Genomic DNA, 22,644 nt, shown 5'->3' on the forward strand with positions numbered 1-22,644 from the left:
TCGCTGGCTGGGCACGGCCATCCGCGACGCCTGGGGCGCCACCGGCTGGGAGGGCGGCCGGCTGGGCTACCCGACGTCGAGTCAGCGGTCCACGCCGGACGGCAAGGGCGCCTACGTGCACTTCCAGAAGGGGTCGATCTACTGGTCGAAGGCGGCCGGGGCGCACGCGGTGTTCGGTCCCGTGCGCGACGCCTGGCAGGCCCAGCGATGGGAGAAGGGCGTGCTGGGCTACCCCACCAGTGACGTCCGGAGCACGCCGGACGGGGTGGCGCAGTACGCGCACTTCCAGGGCGGGTCGATCTACTGGACCCGGGCCACCGGGGCGCAGTGGCTGGGCACGGCCATCCGCGATGCGTGGGGCGCCTCGGGCTGGGAGAACGGGCCGCTGGGGTACCCGATCTCCAGCCAGCGGGCGACGCCGGACGGGCTCGGCGCGTACGTCCACTTCCAGGGTGGGTCGATCTACTGGTCGAAGGCGACCGGGGCGCACCTGGTGCGCGGTGCGGTGCGCGACGTGTGGAAGGCGCAGCGCTGGGAGAAGGGCGAGCTGGGCTACCCGACCACCGACGTGCGCACCACGCCGGACGGGGTGGCCGAGTACGCCCACTTCCAGGGCGGGTCGATCTACGCCACCCAGGCCTTCGGCGCGCACGCGCTGTCCCTGGCGGTCCGCCAGGCGTGGGCCGACACCGGCTGGGAGAAGGGCCCGTTGGGCTACCCGATCTCGGACGCCCGCCCGGTCACCGGCGGGTCGCGCACCGACTTCGAGCACGGGTCGATCACCGTGGACGAGGACGGACAGGCCACCGTCAGCACCAGTTGACCCGGCTGTCACGGGAGGGCGCCGGTGCCGCAGACCGCGGCATCGGCGCCCTCGCGCGCAGGTAGCGTGGAGAGCATGACTGCGACGGCTGCGCCCGGCGTCCGCAGCTGGCGCAGAGCGGCTGAGGACCTCGCCGGCGGATGGCGCCAGCGATCCCTGTGGGGACACCTCGGCTGGCAGGACATCCGCCAGCGCTACCGCCGGTCGGTCCTCGGGCCGATCTGGATCAGCATCAGCATGGCGGTCACCGCGGTGGCCCTCGGCGTCCTCTACGCCGGCCTGTTCGGCAACGAGCTGTCGGTGCAGCTGCCCTACATCCTCGTCGGCTTCATCGTCTGGGCGTTCATCAGCGGCTGCATCACCGAGGGCTCCGACGTCTTCATCGCCAACGAGGGGCTGATCAAGCACCTGCCGGCGCCGCTGTCGGTGCACGTGTACCGGCTGATCTGGCGCCAGACACTGTTCTTCGGCCACAACCTGGTCGTCTACGCGGTCATGCTGCTGGTGTTCCCGCAGTCGCTGAGCTGGATGAGCCTGACCGCCATCCCGGCGTTCGCGCTGCTCATGCTCAACGGCGCCTGGGTGGCCCTGCTGTTCGGCATCGTCACCACGCGGTTCCGCGACCTCACGCCGATCATCCAGAGCGTGGTGCAGCTGCTCTTCTTCCTCACGCCCATCGTGTGGATCTACGAGGACCTGGTGAACAGCCCGAACCAGGCGATCGCCGAGCGGGCCCGCCTCGTGGAGTTCAACCCGCTGCTCCACTACATCGAGATCATCCGCCAGCCGATGCTGGGCCACGAGCAACACGTCCGGCACTGGATCGTGGTCCTCGTCCTCACCGTCGTCGGCTGGGCGCTCACCCTGTTCGCCCTGCGCCGCTACCGGGCGCGCGTGCCCTACTGGGTGTGACCGTGTCGGAGGACAGACCCCTGGTCAACATCACCACGAAGGACGCCTGCGTCGACTTCCCGATCTTCGACGCCAAGAGCCGCTCGCTGAAGAAGACCGTCATGGGACTGGTGGGCGGCAACATCACCACCGAGACCAAGGTGCCGGTCATCGAGGCGCTGCGGGACATCACGCTCACCCTCGACCACGGCGCCCGTGTCGGCCTCGTCGGGCACAACGGCGCGGGCAAGTCGACGCTGCTGCGGCTGCTGTCGGGCATCTACGAGCCGACGCGCGGCTTCGCGGAGGTCCGCGGCCGGGTGGCCCCGGTGTTCGACCTGGGCGTCGGCATGGACCCGGAGATCTCGGGGCTGGAGAACATCATCGTCCGGGGCCTGTTCCTCGGGATGACCCGCAAGCAGATGGAGGACCGGGTCGACGACATCGCCGAGTTCACCGAGCTCGGCGACTTCCTCCGCATGCCGCTGCGGACCTACTCGACCGGCATGCGGATCCGGCTGGCCCTCGGGGTCGTCACCAGCATCGACCCGGAGATCCTGCTGCTGGACGAGGGCATCGGCGCCGTCGACGCGGCCTTCCTGGAGAAGTCCAAGAAGCGGCTGTCCGACCTCGTCGAGCGCTCCGGCATGCTCGTGTTCGCCTCGCACTCCGACGAGTTCCTCCGGGAGCTGTGCGACACCGCGATCTGGATGGAGCACGGCCGGATCCGCCAGCAGGGCGAGCTCGAGGACGTGCTGCGGGCCTACAAGGGCCTGCCCGCGTGAGCCTGCCGGCCCCCGTGGACGGCGAGCGGGTCGTCGCCGTCGTCGTCACCCGGCACCGCCGCGAGCAGCTGCAGCAGAGCCTGGCGGCGCTGGCCGCCCAGTCCCGGCCGGTCGACCACCTGGTGGTCGTCGACAACGGCCCGGACCAGCCGGTCGGGGACGTCGTCGGCCAGTGCGGCCTGCCGTCGACCTACCTGCCCAGCGCGCGCAACCTCGGCGGCGCCGGGGGCTTCGCCCTGGGCATGCTGCACGCGCTGGCCCTCGGCGCGGACTGGGTGTGGTGCGCCGACGACGACGGCCGGCCCGCCGACGACGAGGTCCTGGCCACCCTCCTGGACGCCGCCCGCCGGCACGGGCTGGCCGAGGTCTCGCCGCTGGTCACCGACCTGGCCGACCCCGACCGGCTGGCGTTCCCGCTGCGGCGGGGTCTGCGCTGGCGTCGGCACCGGAGCGACTTCGCCGGCGTGGACCTGCTGCCGCGCTACGCCTCGCTGTTCAACGGCGCGCTGTTCCGGGCCGCGGCCCTCGACGTGGTCGGCGTCCCGGACTACCGGCTGTTCTTCCGCGGCGACGAGACCGAGATCCACCGCCGGCTGCTGCGCGCCGGGCTGCCGTTCGGCACCTGCACCGCCGCGGCCTACGTGCACCCCGAGGGGACGACGGAGTTCGAGCCCATCCTCGGCGGCCGGCTGTCGGCGCAGTACCCGGCGAACGAGGTCAAGCGCTTCTTCACCTACCGCAACCGCGGCTACCTGATGGCGCAGCCGGGGATGCGCTGGCTGCTGCCGCTGGAGCTGGTCCGCTTCAGCTGGTTCTTCCTGGTCTCCCGGCGGGACCCGGCGGGCTGGCGGGAGTGGCTGCGGCTGACCCGCGCCGGCCGCCGCGAGCGGTTCACCCGCGCCTGAGCACGTCGGTGTGCCCGGACCCGCAGGGGGAGGGTGGCCTCGCTCGGGGCGGTGATCACGTGCGCCGAGCCGGCAAGAGCGCCAGGCCCTGAGGTCGCTCCCGGCACACAGCGGCCCGACCAGGGCACCTCCTCAGGGACGTTCCCGCGGGAACGTGCAAGGCGTGCGGCTTGACGACGTTCCCGCGGGAACGTCGGGGAGCGGAGGTGCGCGGGGGAGCCCCGCATCTGCCGGGCGGGCACCGAACCGTCCGAGAGCGGCCAGCACTGGGCGCGGCGCTGAGCCCACCTGCGGTCAGGGGCGTCGTCGGTCCCGAGTTGCCGAGAGGCCGATCGACGAACCCATGCGGGCAGCGTCGCGTGGATGCTGCTTGCCGCGGCGGTGGCGTCGGCTCTGTACGCCGCCACCTGCGGAGCGGATCGGCTGAGTTGGACGCTCGTCGCAGGGCAGTTCGTTCGCCCCCGCGCTGTGGATGGCCTGGCGCGACAGGGCGGCCGGAGCGACAGATCGATGCCCGTGCGCGGAACGCCAGCCCAGCGTCCCTGTCGGTCCGAAAGCTGACCCGCGGCGAAGCCGCGAGTCCTCCCCGGTGTCGACGCATTCAAACGATCAACGGAAGTCGTGGGTCGGGGTGAGCAGTTCGACCTGACGCCGCGCGGACCCACATCACGTCGTCCGTGAGATCCGGAGGCCGTCCTGCGACGGTGCGACGGGCCAGCACGTCGTCCAGGATGCCGGCTGTCGTGGCGATTCCCTCGGGTGTCGCCACGCCGGTGCGGTCCAGGGCGTCCGTGAGGTCGATCCCGTGCACCACCGCCTCGACCACGCGAGTGGGCACCCACTCGTCGAGGCGCATGAGGGCGAAGAACCCCGAGCCGATGGTGTCCGGGGGATGTTTGCGGATGCCCGCGAGGCTCGCGTGGAAGGTGGACCGCGTCCGCTCCACCAAGCTGGTGCGGTCGTTCTGAGCAGCGTGCTGCACCGCGTAGGCGTAGACGACCGGGGCGACCGTGCTTCGGTCGGCGATGAAGAAGCTGGCCCGGTCCCGGCCGGGCTGGCCCGTCTGGATGGTGTCGAGCAGTCCGAGGGTCAGGCCGATGGAGATGTCGATGTGGGCGACCAGATCGGCTATCCGCCACGGTTGAATTGCCTCCCCGCCCTCGGGAATCAGGTGGGTCGGTCGCTCCCAGTCCGCATCCGTCAGGTCGTTCAGGACGCCGCTCACCGCGTCGAGCTCTCGGTCGAGGACCTCGATGGCTTGCTCGTGTCCGTGGCTCATGACACACCTCGGCGTCAGTCGGGACGTGGGGCCGCACCGTGCGACCGTCACGCGGCGCATGTCAAGGCACCACCGTCCGGCGAATGTGACGCCTTCGTCGCGCATCCAGCCGACGGTCGCTCGGGACGGTCGTGGTGGCGCCTTTGTGTTCCAGCTCCAGGCGGCCCACTGAGGGACACATCAAGCCATGTTCCTGTGGCGCCCGGAGCTTCCAAGTCCACCATCCCCCGGCCTCTCCTGTCGGGAGGGCTGACCACGGCCAGGGAGCCTTCACACCCGTGCTGCGATGACCGCCACGGCGGCTCCGAGCAGCACCAGGCCCAGGGCGGCGGGGATGCTGCGGGGCACGGTGCGCGGCCGGCCGATGCGGTCGTAGACCCGTTGGAGTCGGCGGCGCACCCGCTCCCCGCGGAGCGTGCCGACGGCGAGCAGCACCAGGCAGGGCAGGCAGTACACGATGGCGTAGCCGGCCAGTACCCACAGGCCGGTTGTCAGGGGCACGGCAGCGGTGACCAGGCGCTCGATGCCAATCAGGTATGGGAAGGCGTTGGGCAGGTCGGCCGCCGTGACGAGCACCCCGACGGGGGCGGCGGTCCACGGGCCGAACCAGCGGGGCAGGACGACTGCAGACCGCTGCTGGGGGCGTAGTCGACGGACGGCCGCGATCAGCAGGAGTAGCGCGGCCAGTCCGAATGCGCCTCGGCGCACCCACGCCAGCCCGCCGGTGACCACGTCGGCGGCCAGGTCGGCGCCGGCGTACACGGCGACCCCGATGGCGAGGACGGTCAGGTATGCCCCGGCCACATAGGCCAGCGCAGTGGCGAGCCGGCGCTGCAGAGGCGCCAACAGGATCAGGGCGACGCCGGCGATCGTGGCCGGGTTCAACGAGTCGAGTGCCGCCAACCCGGCAATGCCGAGCAGCAGCGCTGGAGTCATCGCGTCGCCCAGAGAGCCATGAGACTACAGTATCTCATCAGCGACGGTCATGTTTCACCCCGGTAAGGTGTTGATGTGCCCGAGGATGTGCTCTTGTCTCGCGCGGCCGAAGTCCTGTCGGCGGCGCCGGCAGCGTCCATGGAGGAGATCGCCGCAGCTGCGGGCATCAGCCGGGCCACCTTGTTCCGGCGGTATCCGAACCGGCAGGCGCTGATGTCAGCGGTGGCGCGCGCGGCCGCCGAGGCCTACGTCGCGGCCACGGACGCCGCCCGGCTCGAGGACGGTCCGCCGGATGACGCCCTGCGTCGGCTCATCGCTGCACTGGCCCCCCTCGGAGTCCGCTTCGGGCTGCTGACGTCCCAGCCGCTGGACGGACTGGTGGAGAAGGAACTCCTCACCCTGGTGCGCGACAGCGACGAACAACTGCGCGCACTGGTCCGCCGCGGCCAGGAGGATGGCGTGTTCCGCGTCGACCTCAGTGCCGAGTGGGTCGTCATCATGGTGACGTGGTTGCTCGTCGGCGGTGCCGACGGCGTCCGGCTCGGACAACTCGCCGCACGAGAGGTTGAACGACTCGTGATCGAGACGGTCCTGAGCGCGTTGAGACGGCAACACGGACGGCGCTGACCGGCCGCCCTTCCTCTGTGTCGCACGACCCGACATGGAACGCCGCAGCGGCTCACCCTGGCCGGTGCCAGTTCCCAGGACCGCAGCCGACGGCACCGCCCCGGGCGCGAGCCCAGCCGGCCGGGAAGGGTCCCTGAAGCCGCCCTCTGTCTCACAGCGGCCCACCATGGGACACGCATCGCCGGGGGCGCCCTCGTCCGGCCCGCAGTGGCCGCCCCTGTCTCCCAGCGCCGATACTGATGTCTGGACCTGCCTGACGAGCAATCTCGGCCGGTCCTCGTGCCGACGAGGAGTGCGTGGGTGACCGGAGACTGCTGTGGCGGCGGGGCCTCCGCCCAGATCCGCGTGCTGATCGTCGACGACCATCCAGAGGTGCGCAGGACTTTGGCGGAAGCCCTGTCCGACGAGGACGACCTCGCCGTCGTCGGGGAGTGCGAGGACGGGTCACAGGTCGTGAAGGCCGCTGAGAGGCTACGACCCGACATCGTGTTCATGGACCTGTCCATGCCGGTGATGGGTGGGTTTGCGGCTACGGAAGCGCTGCGTGCCGCCCACTCCACAGCCCGGGTCATCATGTTGACCGGCGACGGCTGCGAGGCGCGCCTCCAGGCCGGGGTTGCCGGTGCTCGCGCCCTGGTGCCGAAGGGCACTCGTCTCGGTCCGCTGCTCCGCTGCCTGCGCACGGTCGCCGCCGACGGCACGGGCTGTCCCTACTGCCTGTGATGCCGTCGGGCACCTTGTCGACCTCTACCGTCGCGGACATCGGCGTTCGGCGACGGAGGCAGCGGCACGCGGCAGCCGGAGGTCTCGGACGCGCTGGCTCTTGCCGCTGTCGCTGAAGCCGCCCTCACGGCGGGCAAGGCCACCTTCTGTCCCACAGCGGCCCACTCAGGGCCCGTCGGCTCAGGGGTCCGTGGGTTCAGCCTCACGAGAATGGTCACGGTCCGCTGCGGCCGCCGCTCGGTCACGGTCGTCCTGCGCACGATCGGCGCGGGCGGCCTCACGGTCCCGAGCCGCCGCGATCCGATCGTGCTCCGCCGCGAGGCGGTCGGCCGCGTCGGCCGCCCGGTCGGCCTGAGCCCGCGCCCGGTCGTCCTCGGCCCATCCTCGGTAGCTCGCCTCGACCTCGACGTCGATGGCCCGCTGCTGCTCAGCCTCCTCGCTCAGCGTCCCGCCGGCCGGGGCGGCCCGGTCCCGCCCCCGCGCCTGCTCGGAACGGCGCTCGTCGGCAGCCGCCTCCCGACCTCCCGCGGCCGCGGCCCGCTCTCCGGCCCGCCGGTCTCGCTCAGCGGCCACCTCGTCGCGCTGGTGCGCCGCCTGCTCGCGTCCCAGAGCCGCCTCGTCCCGCCGAGCGGCCCGCTCGCGACGCCGGGCCGCGTCGTCCAGCGCCCGGTCGGCCGCGATCCGCCGCTGCTCGGCCCGCGCCACGTCCGTGGGATCGGGCGTGGTGTCCACCGGCCAGCGATCGGCTCGCAGGCGCTCGTGCTCGACGGCCTGCAGCGCCGCCGCGGCCTCGCTCAACAGCCCCCACGCATCCGCGAGACGGCCCTCCCGCAGAGCCCGCTCGGCCAGGGTGAGGTTCGTGGCGGCAACGCCGCTCTCGGTGGCGGCCACCGCCTCAGCGCCCTGGCTCAGTCCCTCTTGGAGTCGGCGAACGCGCTGCCGAAGGCGCTCGAAGGCCTCCTCGGCGTGACGGCGCTGCTGCTCCCGGCCTGCCCGCTCGACCGGCACGCGCTCCTCGGCGGCCCGCTCATCGGACCCGTTCATGCGCCGAGGATTCCCCTGACGAAGAACACGGACAAGAGCCTGTGCACGCGCCGTTCCGGACCTCCCGACTCACGGACACAGGCGTCCGTGAAGCCGCCTACAGGGCAGGGTCCAGCGGGGCGCCGAGCCCGTCGTCACAGCCGCGAGCGGGCAGGCGGACTGGCCGCACACCGACGCACTCGGCAGCCGTACTCATGACTACTGAGCGGCAGAACGCAGAGAGCCCCGGACGGCACCGCCGTCCGGGGCTCTCTGTGCGACAGGCTCAGACCCGGGTGGAGCCCCAGGACTCGAAGGCCTCCGACCAGCCGTCGACCGAGGTGAGCCGGCCGGCCGCCTCGCGGTAGCGGCGCTGCAGCTCGGGGAACTCCGCCGACATCTGCCGCAGCAGCCGCACCGACTGGGCGAACAGCCGGCGGAAGGCCTTCGGGTCGCGCTGGCGGAAGGTGACGCCGCGGCCGTCGGCGGTGCCCACGGTGGCGCTGTCGAGCCGGGAGAGCAGGAACCAGCGGGCGTCCTGGAAGGACAGGTTCAGCTGGGGGACCTCCCGGTTGACCGGGTCGACCGGGGTCGCGTTGTGCGCGATGGCCTTGACCAGGGTCGAGCCGATCGAGATCGGGTTGACCGGGATCTTCCGGAAGCGGATCGCCTCGGCGGCGCTCATCGACGGCAGCGGCAGGTCACCGGAGGACTTGAGCACCCGGCCGTCCGAGTGCGTGGCGCGCTTCTCCCGCGCCCGGACGACGGAGCCGGGCATGCCCTCGAAGAGCCCGTCGGCCCCGGCCAGGAAGTCGCGGTAGGCCATCTGGTGCAGCTCGACGGTCGAGTACTGCAGCGTCATGAGGAACCGCAGGTCGTGCTTGAGCATGTCGCGGAACATCGTGCCGCCGTGCTTGTGCGGCGAGTGCAGCGCGGCCGCGATCAGCCGGTTGCGGATGTGGAAGTAGGCCTGCCAGTCGCTGGCGTCGTCCTTGTCGCCCCACGACAGGTGCCAGATGGCCGCGCCCGGCAGCGAGACGGTCGGGAAGCCGGCGGCGAAGGAGCGCAGGCCGTACTCGGCGTCGTCCCACTTGATGAAGACCGGCAGCGGCATGCCGACCTTCTCGAAGACGGTCCGGGGGATGAGGCACATCCACCAGCCGTTGTAGTCGACGTCGATGCGCCGGTGCAGGTCCGGCGACTCGCGCAGCGTCCGCTCGCCGAAGTCGTGGAAGTACTCGGTGTTCGGGGCGTTGCGCCAGAAGAAGTTCGACCGGTCGACGATCTCGCCCATGGTGTGCAGCACCGATCGGTCCTGCAGGGCCAGCATCTGGCCGCCCACGAGCACGGGGTCCTTGGCGTAGGCCGCGAAGGCGCGGGCCCGGAGCAGGCTGTCGGGCTCGAGCTGGATGTCGTCGTCGAGCAGCACGTGGTGGGTGGCGTCGCTGGCGGTGAACGCCTCGTGCATCGTGCGGGCGAACCCGCCGCTGCCGCCGAGGTTGGGCTGCTCGACGATCCGCAGCCGGTCGCCGAGGGCCTCGGCCACGACCGGGTACCGGGCGGCGTCCTTCACGTGCTGGTTGCCCTGGTCGGCGACGACGGCCAGGTGCAGCAGGTCGCGCACGACCTCGTCCTCGACCAGCGCCTCCAGGGCGGCCACCGCGTCCACCGGGCGGTTGTAGGTGCAGATGCCCACCGACAGCCGCGGCTGCTCGGCCGGCGCCTGCGGGGCGTACCAGCCGGCGTCGCGGACCGTCGTCGGCTCGTCGGTGGTGACGTCGAACCAGTACCACCCGCCGTCGATGAACGGCGCGAGGTCGAGCTCGAACTCCAGCGTCCGCTCCTGGCCGCCCTCGTGGATCGCCCCGGTGACGTGCATCGACTCGCCGTCGGCCTTGGAGCGGTACACGTCGATCCGGCAGGTGCCCGACACGGTCACCCGCAGCACGATCGACTCGAGCACGCTCCAGCGGCGCCAGTAGCTGGCCGGGAAGGCGTTGAAGTAGGTGGCGAACGAGGTCTCCCAGCCGGCGCCGAGCTCCGCGGTGAAGCGGTCGCGGGCCTTGGCCCGGCCGGAGTTCGTCTCGTCGAGGTAGAGGCTGCGGACCTTGAGCTGGTCGGCCGGCCGCGGCATGAGCACCCGCTGGACCAGCTGCACCGCCTTGCCGGGCGTGAGCTCCTCCTCGCGCGGCTCGGTGACCACCTCGGGGGAGACCGGCGCGTCGGCCGCTGGGGTGGTGTCGGTCGTCGTCATGAGGTCGATCAGTCCTCCAGGCGGCCGTCGAGCGAGCCGCCCTGGTCGAAGAACGGGCGGATGCGGTTGTCGAACATGGTCAGCGCCGAGCCGATGGCCATGTGCATGTCCAGGTACTTGTACGTACCCAGCCGGCCGCCGAAGAGGACCCGCTTCTCCGCGGCCTCCTTCTTGGCCAGCTCGCGGTAGCGGTCCAGCTTCGCCCGGTCCTCGGGGGTGTTGATCGGGTAGTACGGCTCGTCCCCGGTCTGGGCGAACCGGGAGTACTCGCGGACGACGACGGTCTTGTCCGCGGGGTAGTCCCGCTCCGGGTGGAAGTGCCGGAACTCGTGGATCCGGGTGAAGGGCACGTCCTCGTCGGCGTAGTTCATCACCGACGTCCCCTGGAAGTCGCCGATGGGCAGGACCTCGGTCTCGAAGTCCAGCGTGCGCCAGCCGAGCTCACCGGCCTCGTAGCCGAAGTACTTGTCGATCGGGCCGGTGAACACCGTGGGGACGTCCGCGGGCAGGTCGTCGCGGACGTCGAAGTAGTCGGTGGACAGCCGCACCTCGATGTTCGGGTGGTCGGCCATCCGCGTCAGCCAGGCGGTGTAGCCGTCCTTCGGCAGGCCCTCGTAGGTGTCGTTGAAGTACCGGTTGTCGAACGTGTACCGGACCGGGAGGCGGGCGATGACCGCGGCCGGGAGCTCGGTCGGGTCGGTCTGCCACTGCTTCTTGGTGTACCCGCGGATGAACGCCTCGTAGAGGGGGCGGCCGATCAGCGAGATCGCCTTCTCCTCGAGGTTGGCCGCCTCGGCGGTGTCGATCTCACCGGACTGCTCGGCGACCAGCGACCGGGCCTCGTCGGGGGAGAAGCTGCGGCCGAAGTACTGGCAGATCGTGGCCAGGTTGATCGGCAGCGAGTAGGTCTTGCCGTCGTAGATGCTGAACACCCGGTGCTGGTAGTTCGTGAACTCGGTGAACTGGTTCACGTACTGCCACACGCGCTCGTTCGAGGTGTGGAACAGGTGGGCGCCGTAGACGTGCACCTCGATGCCGGTCTCGGGCTCGGGCGCCGAGTAGGCGTTCCCACCGATGTGGTCGCGCCGGTCGAGCACCAGCACCTTCTTGTCCAGCTGGCTGGCCACCCGCTCGGCGACCGTCAGGCCGAAGAATCCGGAGCCGACGACGACGAGGTCAGGTCTCGCTGAGGTCACAGGAGTCGACGGTACCTGGACACGCTCGGTGAGCCATCTCGGGAACGGCGATCCCTGTGCCCCGCGGGACGGCTGCCACGGGCGTGATCGACGGCCACCGCGGCGTCGCGCGCTGGTCACCTGCCCGTCGTCAGGGCGTGTACAGGACGAAGGCGCCCGGCCCCATCCACGCCGACGTGGACGGCCAGTCGCCGTCGGCGTCCAGGCCGGCGATCCAGCCCAGCGCGAGCTCGGGCCGGGCCGCGGGCACGGAGCGGTCCAGGTTGGTGAAGTTGAGCTCGAGCAGGGTCCGCATCAAGGAGCCAGCCTCGGCCTCGCGCTGGTCGATCTGCGGCAGCAGCGTGCCCCGGTCGGAGAACGGGTCGACGACGTCGCAGCGGCAGTAGTAGGCGATCGTGCCGATCTCGCCGGGACTGCGGATCACCTGGTCGTCCACCCGGGTGGCGAGGTCCCGCCCGATCCCCTCGTACTGCGCGGGCGTGGCCCAGTTGGTGGTAATCGGGACCGTCGTCCACGGCAGGCCCCGTTGCAGCAGGAAGGCCACCTCCGTGGCCACGAGCAACGCGGCGGCGGCGCCGGGGAGGAGCGCCGGGAGCCACCGGCGGGCTGCCGTCGCCCGCGCGGCCACCACCCCGCCGGCGACCGCGGCGACGACGGTCAGCGCGCCCACCGACGGCGCGTAGTACCAGTGGTACGGCGGGGGAGCGAGCAGCGAATAGGCCACGTAGTGGGCCACCCCGCCGGCGCCGAGGACGACGACCCGGCCGAGCCCCGGTCGGCCGGCCCACCGCCGCACCGCGGGCAACGGCCAGGCGAGCAGGGCGACCAGCCCGACCGCCACCGGGGCGGCGGAGAGCAGCACGGCGGCGGGGAAGGGGCCGAGGTAGAGCTCCGGGCCGTTGAGGAAGGTCCAGGGTCCCCACGAGTAGCTCGAGGAGGTCTTGATCACCAGCGTGTCAGGGACCAGCGCGCCCAGGGCCAGCCAGCTGAACAGGTACCAGGGCGCGGCGGCGACCACCGCGGTCAGGACGACGGGCAGCGTGCGCCGCCGCAGGTGCCGGTCGGTCAGCCAGAGCAGCAGCGGGAAGACCAGCAGGTCCATCCGGGTGAGCGTCAGCGCCGCGGTGAGCACCCCGAAGGCCACGGCACGGTGCTCGAGAGCGGCGACGACCGTCCACACCAGCAGCGTCACCCCGAGGGTCATCTCCATGCCGACGGCCGACAGCGTCAGCGGGGAGAACAGCAGCAGGGCGTGCGCCACCGGGGCGGTCGCCCAAGGCAGGTCCAGCCGGCGCGCCAACCGCAGCAGGCCCGCCGCCTGCAGCGCGTTGAGCACCACGAACACCACACCCAGCGCCCACACCGCGTCACGCACCACCACCGTGGCCAGCCCCAGCACCAGCACGTTGAGCGGCGAGGTGGCGCTGTTGGCCGTTCGGGACGGGAGCAGCCCCCAGTGCAGGTCCTCGGCCAGGTTCCGGGCGTAGGACAGGGTGATGTACGTGTCGTCGATCAGGCTGCGGTGGACGACCAGGAAGCACAGCGCTGCCAGCACCCCCGCGAGCGCGGGCACGGCGAGCCGCTCGCGGCCGGAGCCCGCCCTCCGGACGGTGGGGCGCGGCGCGTCGACCGCGGCGTCGGGCATCGGCACGGGACCTGAGCTCCTCCTGTGGGTGTGCCGACCCTAGCGGCGGTCCCGACCCCCCGTCCTGTCCCGGCGGCGCGTGGGAGGACCCCGCTAGGGTCGGCACACGTGAGCGCATCTCCGGGAGGACCGCCGTTGCGGGTCGTGGCGGTCACCTACTCACCCGGAGCGGCCCTCGAGGGCTTCATCGGCTCGCTGGCGCAGGCGACGACGCGCCCGGTCGACGTGGTGCTCGCCGACAACGGATCCACCGACGGCGCGCCGGAGCGGGCGGTGGCCGACCACCCGAGCGTGCGGCTGCTGCGCACCGGGGGGAACGTCGGCTACGGCGCGGCGGTGAACGCGGCCCTCGCCGACCTCCCCGCGGGCCACGCGATCGTGGCCAACCCCGACGTCCGCTTCGCCCCCGGGGCGATCGACGAGCTGCTGGCGGTCGCCGCCCGCTGGCCGCGGGCCGGCACGGTCGGCCCGGCGATCCTCACCCCGGCCGGCGACCTCTACCCGTCGGCCCGGGACCTGCCGCGGCTGTCGACCGGGGCCGGGCACGCGCTGCTCGGCTGGGTCTGGCCGGGCAACCCCTGGACGGCGAGCTACCGGCGCGAGCGGGAGGCGCCGACGGAGCGCCCCGCGGGCTGGCTGTCCGGGTCGTGCCTGCTCGTGGACCTCGAGGCGTTCTGGTCGGTGGGGGGCTTCGACCCCGGCTACTTCATGTACTTCGAGGACGTCGACCTCGCCGAGCGGATGGGCCGGCGAGGGTGGCTGCACGTCTACGCACCCTCCGCCGTCGTCGTCCACGAGGGTGGGCACAGCACCCGGCGTGAACCGGGCCGGATGCTGCGGGTGCACCACGAGAGCGCGCTGCGCTACCTGTCCCGGCAGTACCCGGGCGCGCGGTACGCGCCGCTGCGGCTGCTGCTGCGGACCGGCCTGTCGGCCCGGCTGCTGCTCTCCCACGTCAACGGCCGGATCGCCAGCGGCGCGACCTTCGTCCGCCGGCTCGACCCGCCGCAGCTGCCCGGCCGGGAGGACCGCCCGTGAGGCACGCGGTGGTCATGGCCGGCGGCTCGGGGACCCGGCTGTGGCCGCTGTCCCGCGGGGGCCGGCCCAAGCAGCTGCTCGACGTCGTCGCCGACGAGGGCGGGTCGGCGCACAGCCTGTTGGCCGAGGCTTTCGGCCGGCTGGAGGCGGTGCTCCCCGCCGAGCAGATCTGGGTGTGCACCGCCGCCCGCTACGGCGACCAGGTGCGCGCCGCCCTCCCGCGGCTGCGCCCGGACCGGCTGGTGCTCGAGCCGGTCGCCCGCGACACCGCCAACGCCGTCGGGCTGGCCGCGGCGCTGGTCGCCGAGGTCGACCCGGACGCCGAGCTCGCCGTGGTCAGCGCCGACCACGTCATCCGGCCGGTCGAGCGGTTCGCCGCGGCGCTGGCGACCGCCTACGACGCCCTGGCGGCCCGGCCCCGCGCGCTGGTCACCCTCGGCATCCGGCCCACCGCGCCGGCCACCGGGTTCGGGTACGTCCAGCAGGGCGCGGCCACCGAGGTCCCCGGGGTCGCCGAGGCCGCGGCGTTCCGGGAGAAGCCCGACCGGGCCACCGCCGAGGAGTACCTGGCCTCGGGGCAGTACCTGTGGAACTCGGGCATGTTCGTCTGGCGGGCGCGCACCGTGCTCGACGCCCTGACCGAGCACCTGCCCGAGACCGCCGACGGGCTCGCCCGCGTCGTCGCCGCCCCGGCCGGGCCCGCGCGCGACGCCGTCCTGGCCGAGGTGTTCCCCACGCTGCCGAAGATCAGCGTCGACTACGCCGTCCTCGAGCCCTCGGCCACCGAGCCCGGGCGGGTGCTGGTGGCCGACCTGGACGTCGACTGGCTCGACGTCGGCTCCTGGCCCGCGCTGGCCGCCACCCTGGAGACGGTGGGGGGCAACGCGGTGCGCGGCCTGGCCGTGATACTCGACGGCGCCGGCAACATCGTCTTCAGCGACGACCCCGACCACCTGGTCGCCCTCGTCGGGGTGCGCGACAGCGTCGTCGTCCACACCGCCGACGTCACGATGGTCTGCCCGGTGGCCGACGCCGAGCGGGTGAAGCAGCTGCTGGCCGCCGTGGAGGAGCGGCACGGGTCCCGGTTCAGCTGACGCCCGTGGTTAGCCTGCCGGTCATGAAGGACTTCGACGTCGCCGCTGTCGTCTCCGGTGGGGCCTCCGGCCTCGGGGAGGCCACGGTGCGGGCCCTGACCGCGCGGGGCGCGGCCGTGACCATCCTCGACCTGCAGGAGGACAGGGGCGAGAAGCTCGCCGCCGAGCTGGGCGGGCACACCACCTTCGTCCGCACCGACGTCACCGACCCCGCGTCGGTGGAGGCGGCGGTCGCCGAGGCCACCGGCAAGGACCGGCCGCTGCGGATCGCGGTCAACTGCGCCGGCATCGGCTGGGCGCAGCGCACGGTGGGCAAGGGCAACGTCCCGCACGACTTCGACCCGTTCGTCCGCACCGTGATGGTGAACCTGGTCGGGACCTTCAACGTGCTCCGGCTGGCCGCAGCCGCGATGTCCGCCACCGAGCCGGGGGAGGACGGCGAGCGCGGGGTCGTCGTCAACACCGCCTCGATCGCCGCCTACGACGGGCAGATCGGGCAGATCGCCTACTCCGCGTCCAAGGGCGGCATCGTCGGGATGACGCTGCCGGCCGCGCGCGACCTCGCCGGCGTCGGCGTCCGCGTGTGCACGATCGCCCCCGGGCTGGTCGACACCCCGCTGCTGGGCAGCCTGCCCGAGGAGGCGCGCCAGAGCCTGTCCGCGGGCATACCCTTCCCCAAGCGCCTGGGTCGCCCGTCGGACTTCGCCGAGCTGGCCCTGGACATCGTCGAGCACGGCTACCTGAACGGCGAGGTCATCCGGATGGACGGCGCGCTCCGGATGGCACCGCGCTGAGTCCCTCTTCCCCGGGGAGCACCACCTGAGCACCACCACCCTCGAGGCGCCGGTCTTCGAGGACGTCTGGCGGCCCGACTGGCCGCTGGACGTCCGCCGGACCCTCCACCCGCACCAGCGCAGCGCGAGCGACCCGACGCTGCGGCACACCGACGGCGCGACCTGGCGCACGGTGAGCACCCCCGACGGCCCGGCCACCGTGCGCATCACCGTGTGCTCCGGCGAGGTCCGGGTGACCGCGTGGGGCCAGGGGGCGGAGCGGGCCGGGGCGGCGGTCCCGGAGTGGCTGGGGGCCGCCGACCGGCCGGAGGAGTTCGACCCGGGCGGGCACCCGCTGCTGACCCGGCTGCACCGCACCACGCCGTGGCTGCGGCTGGGCAGCACCGGCCGCACCTGGGACGCGCTGGTGCCCGCCGTCCTGGAGCAGAAGGTCACCGTCGTCGAGGCGCACCGGGTGTGGCGGGCGCTGCTGCGGCTGGCCGGCGAGCCTGCGCCCGGCCCGGCGCCGGAGGGGATGCGGGTGATCCCCTCACCGCGGCGGCTGCTGGACGTCACCGACTGGGAGTGGCACCGGTGCGGCCTCGACGGGGCCCGCCGCCGTGCGCTGCGGGCGGTCGCCGGCGTCGCCTCGCGGCTGGAGCCCGACCACGCCGGCGACTCACCCACGCTGCAGCGCAGGATGCGCACCGTGCCGGGCATCGGCGTCTGGACGGCGGCCGAGGTGGTGCAGCGGGTGTTCGGCTGCCCGGACACCGTCAGCTACGGCGACTACCACCTGAAGAACCAGGTCGGCTTCGCGCTGAGCGGCGCCACCCGGACCGACGACGACGGGATGATGGCGCTGCTCGAGCCGTGGCGCGGACAGCGCCAGCGGGTGGTGCGGCTGCTGCTGGCCGGTGGCGTCGCGCGCGCACCGCGGTTCGGGCCGCGCAACGCCCCGAGCGACCACCGCCGCATCTAGGAGGACCCCCTGCCCCCATGCCTCGCGGGCTCGGCGCGGGGCCCTGCAGGGGGCCGTTCCAGAACGTCACCTGGCTCGCGGCGAGCCTGTGGGCGGGGCCGGCCCGGCGGGCTGCGTTCGGCGCACCCCGGCCGTGGCTGCCCGGGAGCGCGGCCGGCATCGCATAACGTCCTCCCAGCGTCTCGCACACCCGCCGAGACGCGCCGTCCCGCCCCTGCCTCGCCGGCCGGCCGCCGCGCGGCCGGCCGGACGCTGCGCCGGGCGGACACCGCCTTCCTTCGAGCCGAGTGGTGGATGGGCTGTGCACACCGTCCCGCGGACCCCGACGAGGTCCCGCACCGAACCCGCGCCGGCGGCGCTCCGTGCCGGTCGCCTCGCCCGCCTGGCCCTCGCCCTGCGCGCGCCGGCCGCCTACGTGGTCGCCCAGCTGGCCGTCCTGCGACTGCTGGAGACGGCCTCGCCGCGGTTCTTCGTGCACGAGCCGCACCGCCTGGTGTTCTTCTCCGACGTCCAGGCGCAGTTCCTCCCGGTGATGTGGTGGATGGGGCGCCACGCCGATCCGCTGTCGCCGCCGCTGGTCGACCCCGACGTGGGCGGCAACGGCAACTTCACGGCGGACATGCAGTACGGGGCGCTCGACCCGCTGCACTGGGTCGTCCTGCGTGCGCTGGCCGCCGCCGACGACTTCGTGCTGTTCTCGTGGGCCCTGGCTGCCGGCACGCTCACCCTCACCGGTCTCGGCGTGCTGGCGGTGCTGCGCCGGGCCGGCGTCCGCGCCACGGTCGCCGTCCCGACCGCGCTCGGCGCCGTCACGAGCGGGTTCCTGCTGTTCTTCGGCAGCGACTGGTGGCCGGTGCTGTGGACCGCCCCGGCCTTCCCGTGGCTCTGGTACGGGCTGCTGCGCCGGGACCTGATCGGTGCGCTGGTGGCGGGGACCAGCACGTGGGTGCTGCTCAACGGCGGCAACGTGTACCTGGTGCCCTTCGGGGTGGTCCTGGTCGTCACGGTGGTCGTCCTGGAGGTCCGCGCCCGCGGCTCGCTGCCCGCCGCCCTGCGCCAGCGGTGGCTGGGGGGAGCCCTGCTGGCCATGACCGGCGGCGCGGTGGCCGCCGCGCCCACGCTGTTGACCGTCGCGCAGCTGGGGCCCTTCGCCGGCCGGCCGCACGAGCAGAGCCTGCTGGGCAACACCGCCTTCGGGGTCCCCAACGCGCTCGACGTCGTCGTCGGCGGGGCCAGCCTGCACGCCATCGTCAACGACTGGCTGGGCGCCGTGCAGCAGACGCCGGCCTTCGCCACCTTCGTCGTCGCCCTGCCCGCGCTGGCCCTCGTGGACTGGCGTCGCGCCCTCCACCACCCCGTCGTGCTCACCGCCCTCGTGCTCGTCGCGAGCGCGGCGCTGGCGACCCAACTGCCCGCCGTCGTGGGCGTGCTGCGCATCCCGTTCCGCTACGTCCTGGTCGTCCACCTGGTGCTGCCGGTGCTCGCCGCCGTGGGGGTCACGGTCGCCCCGCAGCTGACCAGACGGCGGCTGACCGTGGCCGGGCTGCTCGTCGCCGGGCAGGCCGCCCTCGCGCTCTCCCGGGCGCCGGCCCTCGTGCGCTGGCACGCCATCGCCCTGGTCGTCGCCGCCGCCGCGCTGGCCGCCTTCGTGGTCGTCCTGCGGCCGGGGACACCGGCCCGCCGCCGGCTCGTGGCGGGCGCGGTGGTCTGCCTCGCGGCGGGCAGCCAGGTGTTCGTCGGCCTGGGCCAGCTCGTGGACATCCACGCGGCGGTCCAGGCCCGGTTCCCCGAGCAGATCCGCTTCCAGGGCAGCGGGTACGACCTGGGCACCACCGTGGCCGACGTCCGGGACCACGCCCTCGAGGTGGACGCCGCGGTGACCGTCCTGCAGTACGACAGCCTCGACCTGCCGCCGGCGGTCCGGCAGACGGGCGGGGTGCTCTACGGGGAGGCCAACCTGCTGGCCGGCCTGCGGACGGGCTTCGGGTACTCGGCGGTGAAGCACACCGGCACGGTCGACCTCGAGTGCGGCGGGAAGCCCACCTGCGTCCGCCTCCTGGAGCCGGCCCCGGTGCAGGGCGGCGTCCCCTGGCTGGACCTGGTCGCCGCCGACCGGGTCTACGTGTCGATGGCGGCTCCGCGGGAGGTCGTCGACCACCTCGAGTCCAGCCCGCTGTTCGAGTCCCGCGGGACGGTGCGGGGCTACGCGCTCTACGCCCGGGTCCAGCCGCTGACCGGCCGCGTGACCTGGACCGAGGGCGTCGACGTCGATCCGGGGGAGTGGACGTCGACGTTCGCCGCGCTCGGTCGCGACCAGGAGCGCTACCGCGTCACCACCGGCGACGACGCCGGCCGGGTCGTGCTGCGGGTGCCGTACTGGCCGGGGTACGCCGCCGCCGTCGACGGCGAGCGCGTCCCGGTCACCGCGCTGGGGGACTCGCTGCTCGCGGTGGAGCTGCCCGCCGGGCTGACCGACGCCGCTCTCACCGTGCGCTACGAGCCGCTCGGCGTGCGCCTGTTCTGGCCGCTGCAGGCCGCCGGGCTGGTGCTGCTTGCCGGCGGCGCCGTGCTCGCCGGGCGCCGCTCCGCGACGGACCGTCCGCTGGGGACTACCTGAGCCGGTCGTCGAGCAGGCGCAGCAGGTAGTCGCCGTAGCCGCTCTTGCCCAGCGGCTCGGCGGCGCGGCGCAGGCCGTCGTCGTCCAGCCAGCCCTGCCGCCAGGCGACCTCCTCGATGCAGCCGATCTTGAGGCCCTGCCGCTCCTCGACCACGGAGACGAACTCGGTGGCCTGGCGCAGCGAGGCGAACGTCCCGGTGTCGAGCCAGGCGGTGCCGCGGTCGAGAGCCGTGACGGTCAGCCGGCCCTCACGCAGGTAGTGCTCGTTGACGGCGGTGATCTCCAGCTCGCCGCGGGCGCTGGGGGTGATGCCCTTGGCGACCTCGACGACGTCGCCGGCGTAGAAGTACAGGCCCGGGACGGCGTAGGCACTCTTCGGGCTCGCCGGCTTCTCCTCGATCGACAGCACCCGGCCGGCGGCGTCGAACTCCACCACGCCGTAGTCCTGCGGGTTGGCCACGTGGTAGGCGAAGACGTGCCCGCCCTCGGGCTCGGGCAGCCGGGACAGGGCGGTGCCCAGCCCGGCGCCGTAGAAGATGTTGTCGCCCAGCACCAGCGCGGCGGCCTCGCCGGCGAGGAAGTCCGCGCCGATGAGGAAGGCCTGCGCCAGCCCCTCGGGCTGGGGCTGGACGGCGTACTCGATGCGCATGCCCAGCCGGCCGCCGTCGCCGAGCAGGTGCCGGAAGGCCTCCTGGTCGCCCGGGGTGGTGATGACCAGCACCTCGCGGACGCCGGCCATCATCAGCGTCGAGAGCGGGTAGTAGACCATCGGCTTGTCGTAGACCGGCATCAGCTGCTTGCTGACCGCCTGGGTGATCGGGAACAGGCGACTGCCGGTGCCCCCGGCCAGGATGATCCCGCGCATGATCACCGACGCTACCGGCGGCGGCCGGTCAGGGAGCCGGGGAACCCAGCCACAACCTCCCGACGAGTGAGGTGCCGCCGGCGGTCGCGACCGGCTCCCAGCGCGTCGTCCAGCCCTCGGCGTGCAGCTGCACGATCACCGCGCCGACCAGCGCGCCCAGGTTCAGCGCGTGCGTCGTCGTCGCCCGGTCGGGCAGGTGGACGTCGACCACGCCGTCGCCCTCCCCGCCGTAGCGCAGGACCACGGGGAACTCCGGCAGCGCCGCGACCGCGACCCGGAACGCCTCCGCGACGGCGTCCAGCTCGCCCGGACGCGGCACCAGGTCGTCGGCCGGGGCGCGGCTGGGCACCAGGTCCCGGCTGCCGTACGGGAAGAGGTCGCCGGGGCCGAGCCGGACCAGCGGGCGGGTGCCGGGGTCGTCCTCCGGTGGCGAGAAGCGCAGCCCGCGGACGACGGCGACCGGGATCCCGCCCAGCTTGCCCTTCACCAGGTCGGCCGCGGCGGCCAGCTCGTCGACGACGGCCACCTGCGTGGTCTCCAGCCGGTTGCCGTGCGGGTCGACGTCGCCGCGGTGGTCGAGCAGGGCGGGGATGCCCGCCGACCCGACCGCGACGTCGGTCAGCCCCTCCCGCCAGGTGCGGCCGAAGGTGTCGCTGACGACCACCGCCACCTCCACGCCGAGCAGCTCGCCCAGCCGGGCTCGCAGGGACCGCGCCGAGGCGTCGGCGTCCTCCGGCAGCAGCACCAGCGCGTCGCCGGGCACGTTGGAGGCGTCGATGCCGGCGGCGGCCACCACCCAGCCCTGCGGCGTCTCCACGATCCTCAGCGGCCCTCGCCGGGCGACCACCCGCACGGTCTGCGCGTCGATGGCCCGCTGCCTCGCGGCCTCTCGGTCGGTGCCCGGCTCCACGGGCACCAGGCGGCCCTCCACCTTGGAGACCACCTTGGAGGTCACGACGACGACGTCGCCGTCGGCCAGCCACGGCGCGGCGCCGGCGATCGCCGCGGCCAGGTCGTCGCCGGGGGAGAACTCCGGCAGCCCGCGCACCGGCAGGACGGTCAGGGCGTCTGCAGGCCCGCCCGCAGGGGCATGCCGCGAGCTCGCGAGGGGCGGGGAGCAGGGGGGTCCTTGTTCAGACACCAGCGGCATCCAGGGCGGCCCGGGCCAGCGCGGCGGTGGCCTGCGGGTCGGTCATGAGCAGCGGCACGGCCCGGACGTCGACGCCGGGCACCTCGGCCACGTCGCCGGTGTGCACGAGCCACGCGTCGAGCAGCCCGCCGTCGGCGCGGGCCCCGTAGTGCCGGCCGACGCCCTCGGCGCTGACCTCGACGCCGACCACCGGCAGGCAGCGGTCGGCCATCCCGCGGACCGCGGCCCCCGAGACGATCGGCGAGACCCCGACGACCCGGCCCGGCGTGGCCAGCAGCGCCTCCCGCAGCCCGGGCACGCCCAGGACCGTGCCGATCGACACCACCGGGTTGGACGGCGCCAGCAGCACCGCGTCGGCCGCGGCGAACGCCTCGGCCACCCCCGGCGCCGGCCGGGCGGAGTCCGCGCCCACCTGGACGAAGGCCGAGGCGTCGAGCGCGGCGCGGTGGCGCACCCACCACTCCTGGAAGTGGATCGCCTGCTGCCGGCCGCTGTCCGGGTCGGTCACGACGACGTGGGTCTCCACCCGCTGGTCGCTCATCGGCAGCAGCGCCACGCCCGGCTGCCAGCGGTCGCACAGCGCGGCGGTCACCTGGGACAGCGGGTAGCCGGCGTCGAGCATGCGGGTGCGGACCAGGTGGGTGGCGAGGTCCCGGTCGCCGAGGCCGAACCAGGTCGGCTCCGCGCCGTAGGCGGCCAGCTCCTCCTTGACCGTCCAGGTCTCGCCGGCCCGTCCCCAGCCGCGCTCGGCGTCGATGCCGCCGCCGAGGGTGTACATGACCGTGTCCAGGTCGGGGCAGATCCGCAGCCCGTGCATCGTCACGTCGTCGCCGGTGTTGACGACGGCGGTGATGCGGGCCTCGGGCGCGGCGGCCCGGACACCGGACAGGAACCGGGCCCCGCCGACCCCTCCGGCGAGCACGACGATCTGCACGAAAGTCATCGTGCCCGATGGGCAGTTGTCGACTGTTTGGCGGGCGTGTCGAGGGGTGGGACGAGAAGTGACGAACAGGGCGTGACGGGTGGGGCAGGTGTGGC

20 protein-coding genes are annotated in these 22,644 nt (G+C 73.4%); 11 read left to right on the top strand and 9 right to left on the bottom strand.

Translation table 11 applies throughout. The features are described 5' to 3' along the window. From ACI79D_RS11730 to glfT1, 4 genes are all read left to right on the top strand, one after another. The coding region (locus ACI79D_RS11730; protein WP_456918587.1) for an LGFP repeat-containing protein at positions 1–823 on the top strand (823 nt) is incomplete at its 5' end. 75 nt (positions 824–898) lie between these two features. Next, positions 899–1,735: a galactan export ABC transporter permease subunit Wzm/RfbD gene (gene wzm / locus ACI79D_RS11735; protein WP_456918588.1), complete on the top strand. Its 837-nt coding sequence runs from the start codon at positions 899–901 to the stop codon at positions 1,733–1,735. Next, a complete protein-coding gene (wzt, locus tag ACI79D_RS11740) occupies positions 1,732–2,499 on the top strand; it encodes a galactan export ABC transporter ATP-binding subunit Wzt/RfbE (protein ID WP_456918589.1) in 768 nt (255 codons plus the stop codon). Before wzm ends, wzt begins: the two co-directional genes overlap by 4 nt. Then, the gene (glfT1, locus tag ACI79D_RS11745) at positions 2,496–3,404 is read left to right on the top strand and encodes a galactofuranosyltransferase GlfT1 (RefSeq protein ID WP_456918590.1); all 909 of its coding nucleotides are present in this window, start codon (positions 2,496–2,498) and stop codon (positions 3,402–3,404) included. The genes wzt and glfT1 overlap by 4 nt, the downstream gene beginning before the upstream one ends. Before the next feature lie 601 nt (positions 3,405–4,005). Here the strand turns inward: glfT1 and ACI79D_RS11750 are convergent. Both ACI79D_RS11750 and ACI79D_RS11755 read right to left on the bottom strand, forming a co-directional pair. After that, positions 4,006–4,683 (bottom strand): maleylpyruvate isomerase N-terminal domain-containing protein, encoded by a 678-nt coding sequence (locus ACI79D_RS11750; protein ID WP_456918591.1) that lies wholly within the window; start codon positions 4,681–4,683, stop codon positions 4,006–4,008. A 270-nt stretch (positions 4,684–4,953) separates the two neighbouring features. Beyond that, positions 4,954–5,619 (bottom strand): GAP family protein, encoded by a 666-nt coding sequence (locus ACI79D_RS11755; protein ID WP_456918592.1) that lies wholly within the window; start codon positions 5,617–5,619, stop codon positions 4,954–4,956. Between the two features lie 75 nt (positions 5,620–5,694). Between ACI79D_RS11755 and ACI79D_RS11760 the strand changes: the two genes are divergently transcribed. Continuing rightward, entirely contained in the window at positions 5,695–6,246 is a 552-nt protein-coding gene (locus ACI79D_RS11760; protein WP_456918593.1) for a TetR/AcrR family transcriptional regulator, read from the top strand. A 300-nt stretch (positions 6,247–6,546) separates the two neighbouring features. After that, entirely contained in the window at positions 6,547–6,969 is a 423-nt protein-coding gene (locus ACI79D_RS11765) for a response regulator (protein WP_456918594.1), read from the top strand. Between the two features lie 180 nt (positions 6,970–7,149). Here the strand turns inward: ACI79D_RS11765 and ACI79D_RS11770 are convergent, their stop codons facing one another. From ACI79D_RS11770 to ACI79D_RS11785, 4 genes are all read right to left on the bottom strand, one after another. Next, entirely contained in the window at positions 7,150–7,977 is an 828-nt protein-coding gene (locus ACI79D_RS11770) for a hypothetical protein (RefSeq protein ID WP_456918595.1), read from the bottom strand. A gap of 301 nt (positions 7,978–8,278) precedes the next feature. Then, a complete protein-coding gene (locus ACI79D_RS11775; protein WP_456918596.1) occupies positions 8,279–10,246 on the bottom strand; it encodes a glycosyltransferase in 1,968 nt (655 codons plus the stop codon). A gap of 8 nt (positions 10,247–10,254) precedes the next feature. Next, entirely contained in the window at positions 10,255–11,442 is a 1,188-nt protein-coding gene (glf, locus tag ACI79D_RS11780) for a UDP-galactopyranose mutase (protein ID WP_456918597.1), read from the bottom strand. 130 nt (positions 11,443–11,572) lie between these two features. After that, positions 11,573–13,093 (bottom strand): hypothetical protein, encoded by a 1,521-nt coding sequence (locus ACI79D_RS11785; RefSeq protein WP_456918598.1) that lies wholly within the window; start codon positions 13,091–13,093, stop codon positions 11,573–11,575. A gap of 102 nt (positions 13,094–13,195) precedes the next feature. Between ACI79D_RS11785 and ACI79D_RS11790 the strand changes: the two genes are divergently transcribed. From ACI79D_RS11790 to ACI79D_RS11810, 5 genes are all read left to right on the top strand, one after another. Continuing rightward, positions 13,196–14,125: a glycosyltransferase family 2 protein gene (locus tag ACI79D_RS11790; protein ID WP_456918599.1), complete on the top strand. Its 930-nt coding sequence runs from the start codon at positions 13,196–13,198 to the stop codon at positions 14,123–14,125. After that, entirely contained in the window at positions 14,122–15,219 is a 1,098-nt protein-coding gene (locus ACI79D_RS11795; RefSeq protein WP_456918600.1) for a mannose-1-phosphate guanylyltransferase, read from the top strand. Before ACI79D_RS11790 ends, ACI79D_RS11795 begins: the two co-directional genes overlap by 4 nt. 23 nt (positions 15,220–15,242) lie before the next feature. Then, positions 15,243–16,013 carry an SDR family NAD(P)-dependent oxidoreductase gene (locus ACI79D_RS11800; RefSeq protein WP_456918601.1) on the top strand — a complete coding sequence of 257 codons (771 nt, stop codon included), beginning with the start codon at positions 15,243–15,245 and terminating at the stop codon, positions 16,011–16,013. A gap of 172 nt (positions 16,014–16,185) precedes the next feature. After that, positions 16,186–16,974 (top strand): DNA-3-methyladenine glycosylase family protein, encoded by a 789-nt coding sequence (locus ACI79D_RS11805; protein ID WP_456918602.1) that lies wholly within the window; start codon positions 16,186–16,188, stop codon positions 16,972–16,974. 301 nt (positions 16,975–17,275) lie between these two features. Next, positions 17,276–19,591, top strand: coding sequence for a hypothetical protein (locus ACI79D_RS11810; protein ID WP_456918603.1), 2,316 nt, complete (start codon positions 17,276–17,278; stop codon positions 19,589–19,591). Here the strand turns inward: ACI79D_RS11810 and rfbA are convergent. The 3 genes from rfbA to cofD form a co-directional block, all read right to left on the bottom strand. Next, on the bottom strand, positions 19,584–20,456 hold the full coding sequence (gene rfbA / locus ACI79D_RS11815) for a glucose-1-phosphate thymidylyltransferase RfbA (RefSeq protein ID WP_456918604.1): 873 nt from the start codon (positions 20,454–20,456) through the stop codon (positions 19,584–19,586). The two genes, ACI79D_RS11810 and rfbA, sit on opposite strands and share 8 nt — an antisense overlap. A gap of 28 nt (positions 20,457–20,484) precedes the next feature. Beyond that, positions 20,485–21,519: a coenzyme F420-0:L-glutamate ligase gene (locus tag ACI79D_RS11820; RefSeq protein WP_456918713.1), complete on the bottom strand. Its 1,035-nt coding sequence runs from the start codon at positions 21,517–21,519 to the stop codon at positions 20,485–20,487. 70 nt (positions 21,520–21,589) lie between these two features. Continuing rightward, positions 21,590–22,540: a 2-phospho-L-lactate transferase gene (gene cofD, locus ACI79D_RS11825; RefSeq protein ID WP_456918605.1), complete on the bottom strand. Its 951-nt coding sequence runs from the start codon at positions 22,538–22,540 to the stop codon at positions 21,590–21,592. Positions 22,541–22,644 lie beyond the last annotated feature (104 nt).

It is taken from the genome of Geodermatophilus sp. SYSU D00708, from assembly GCF_054050115.1.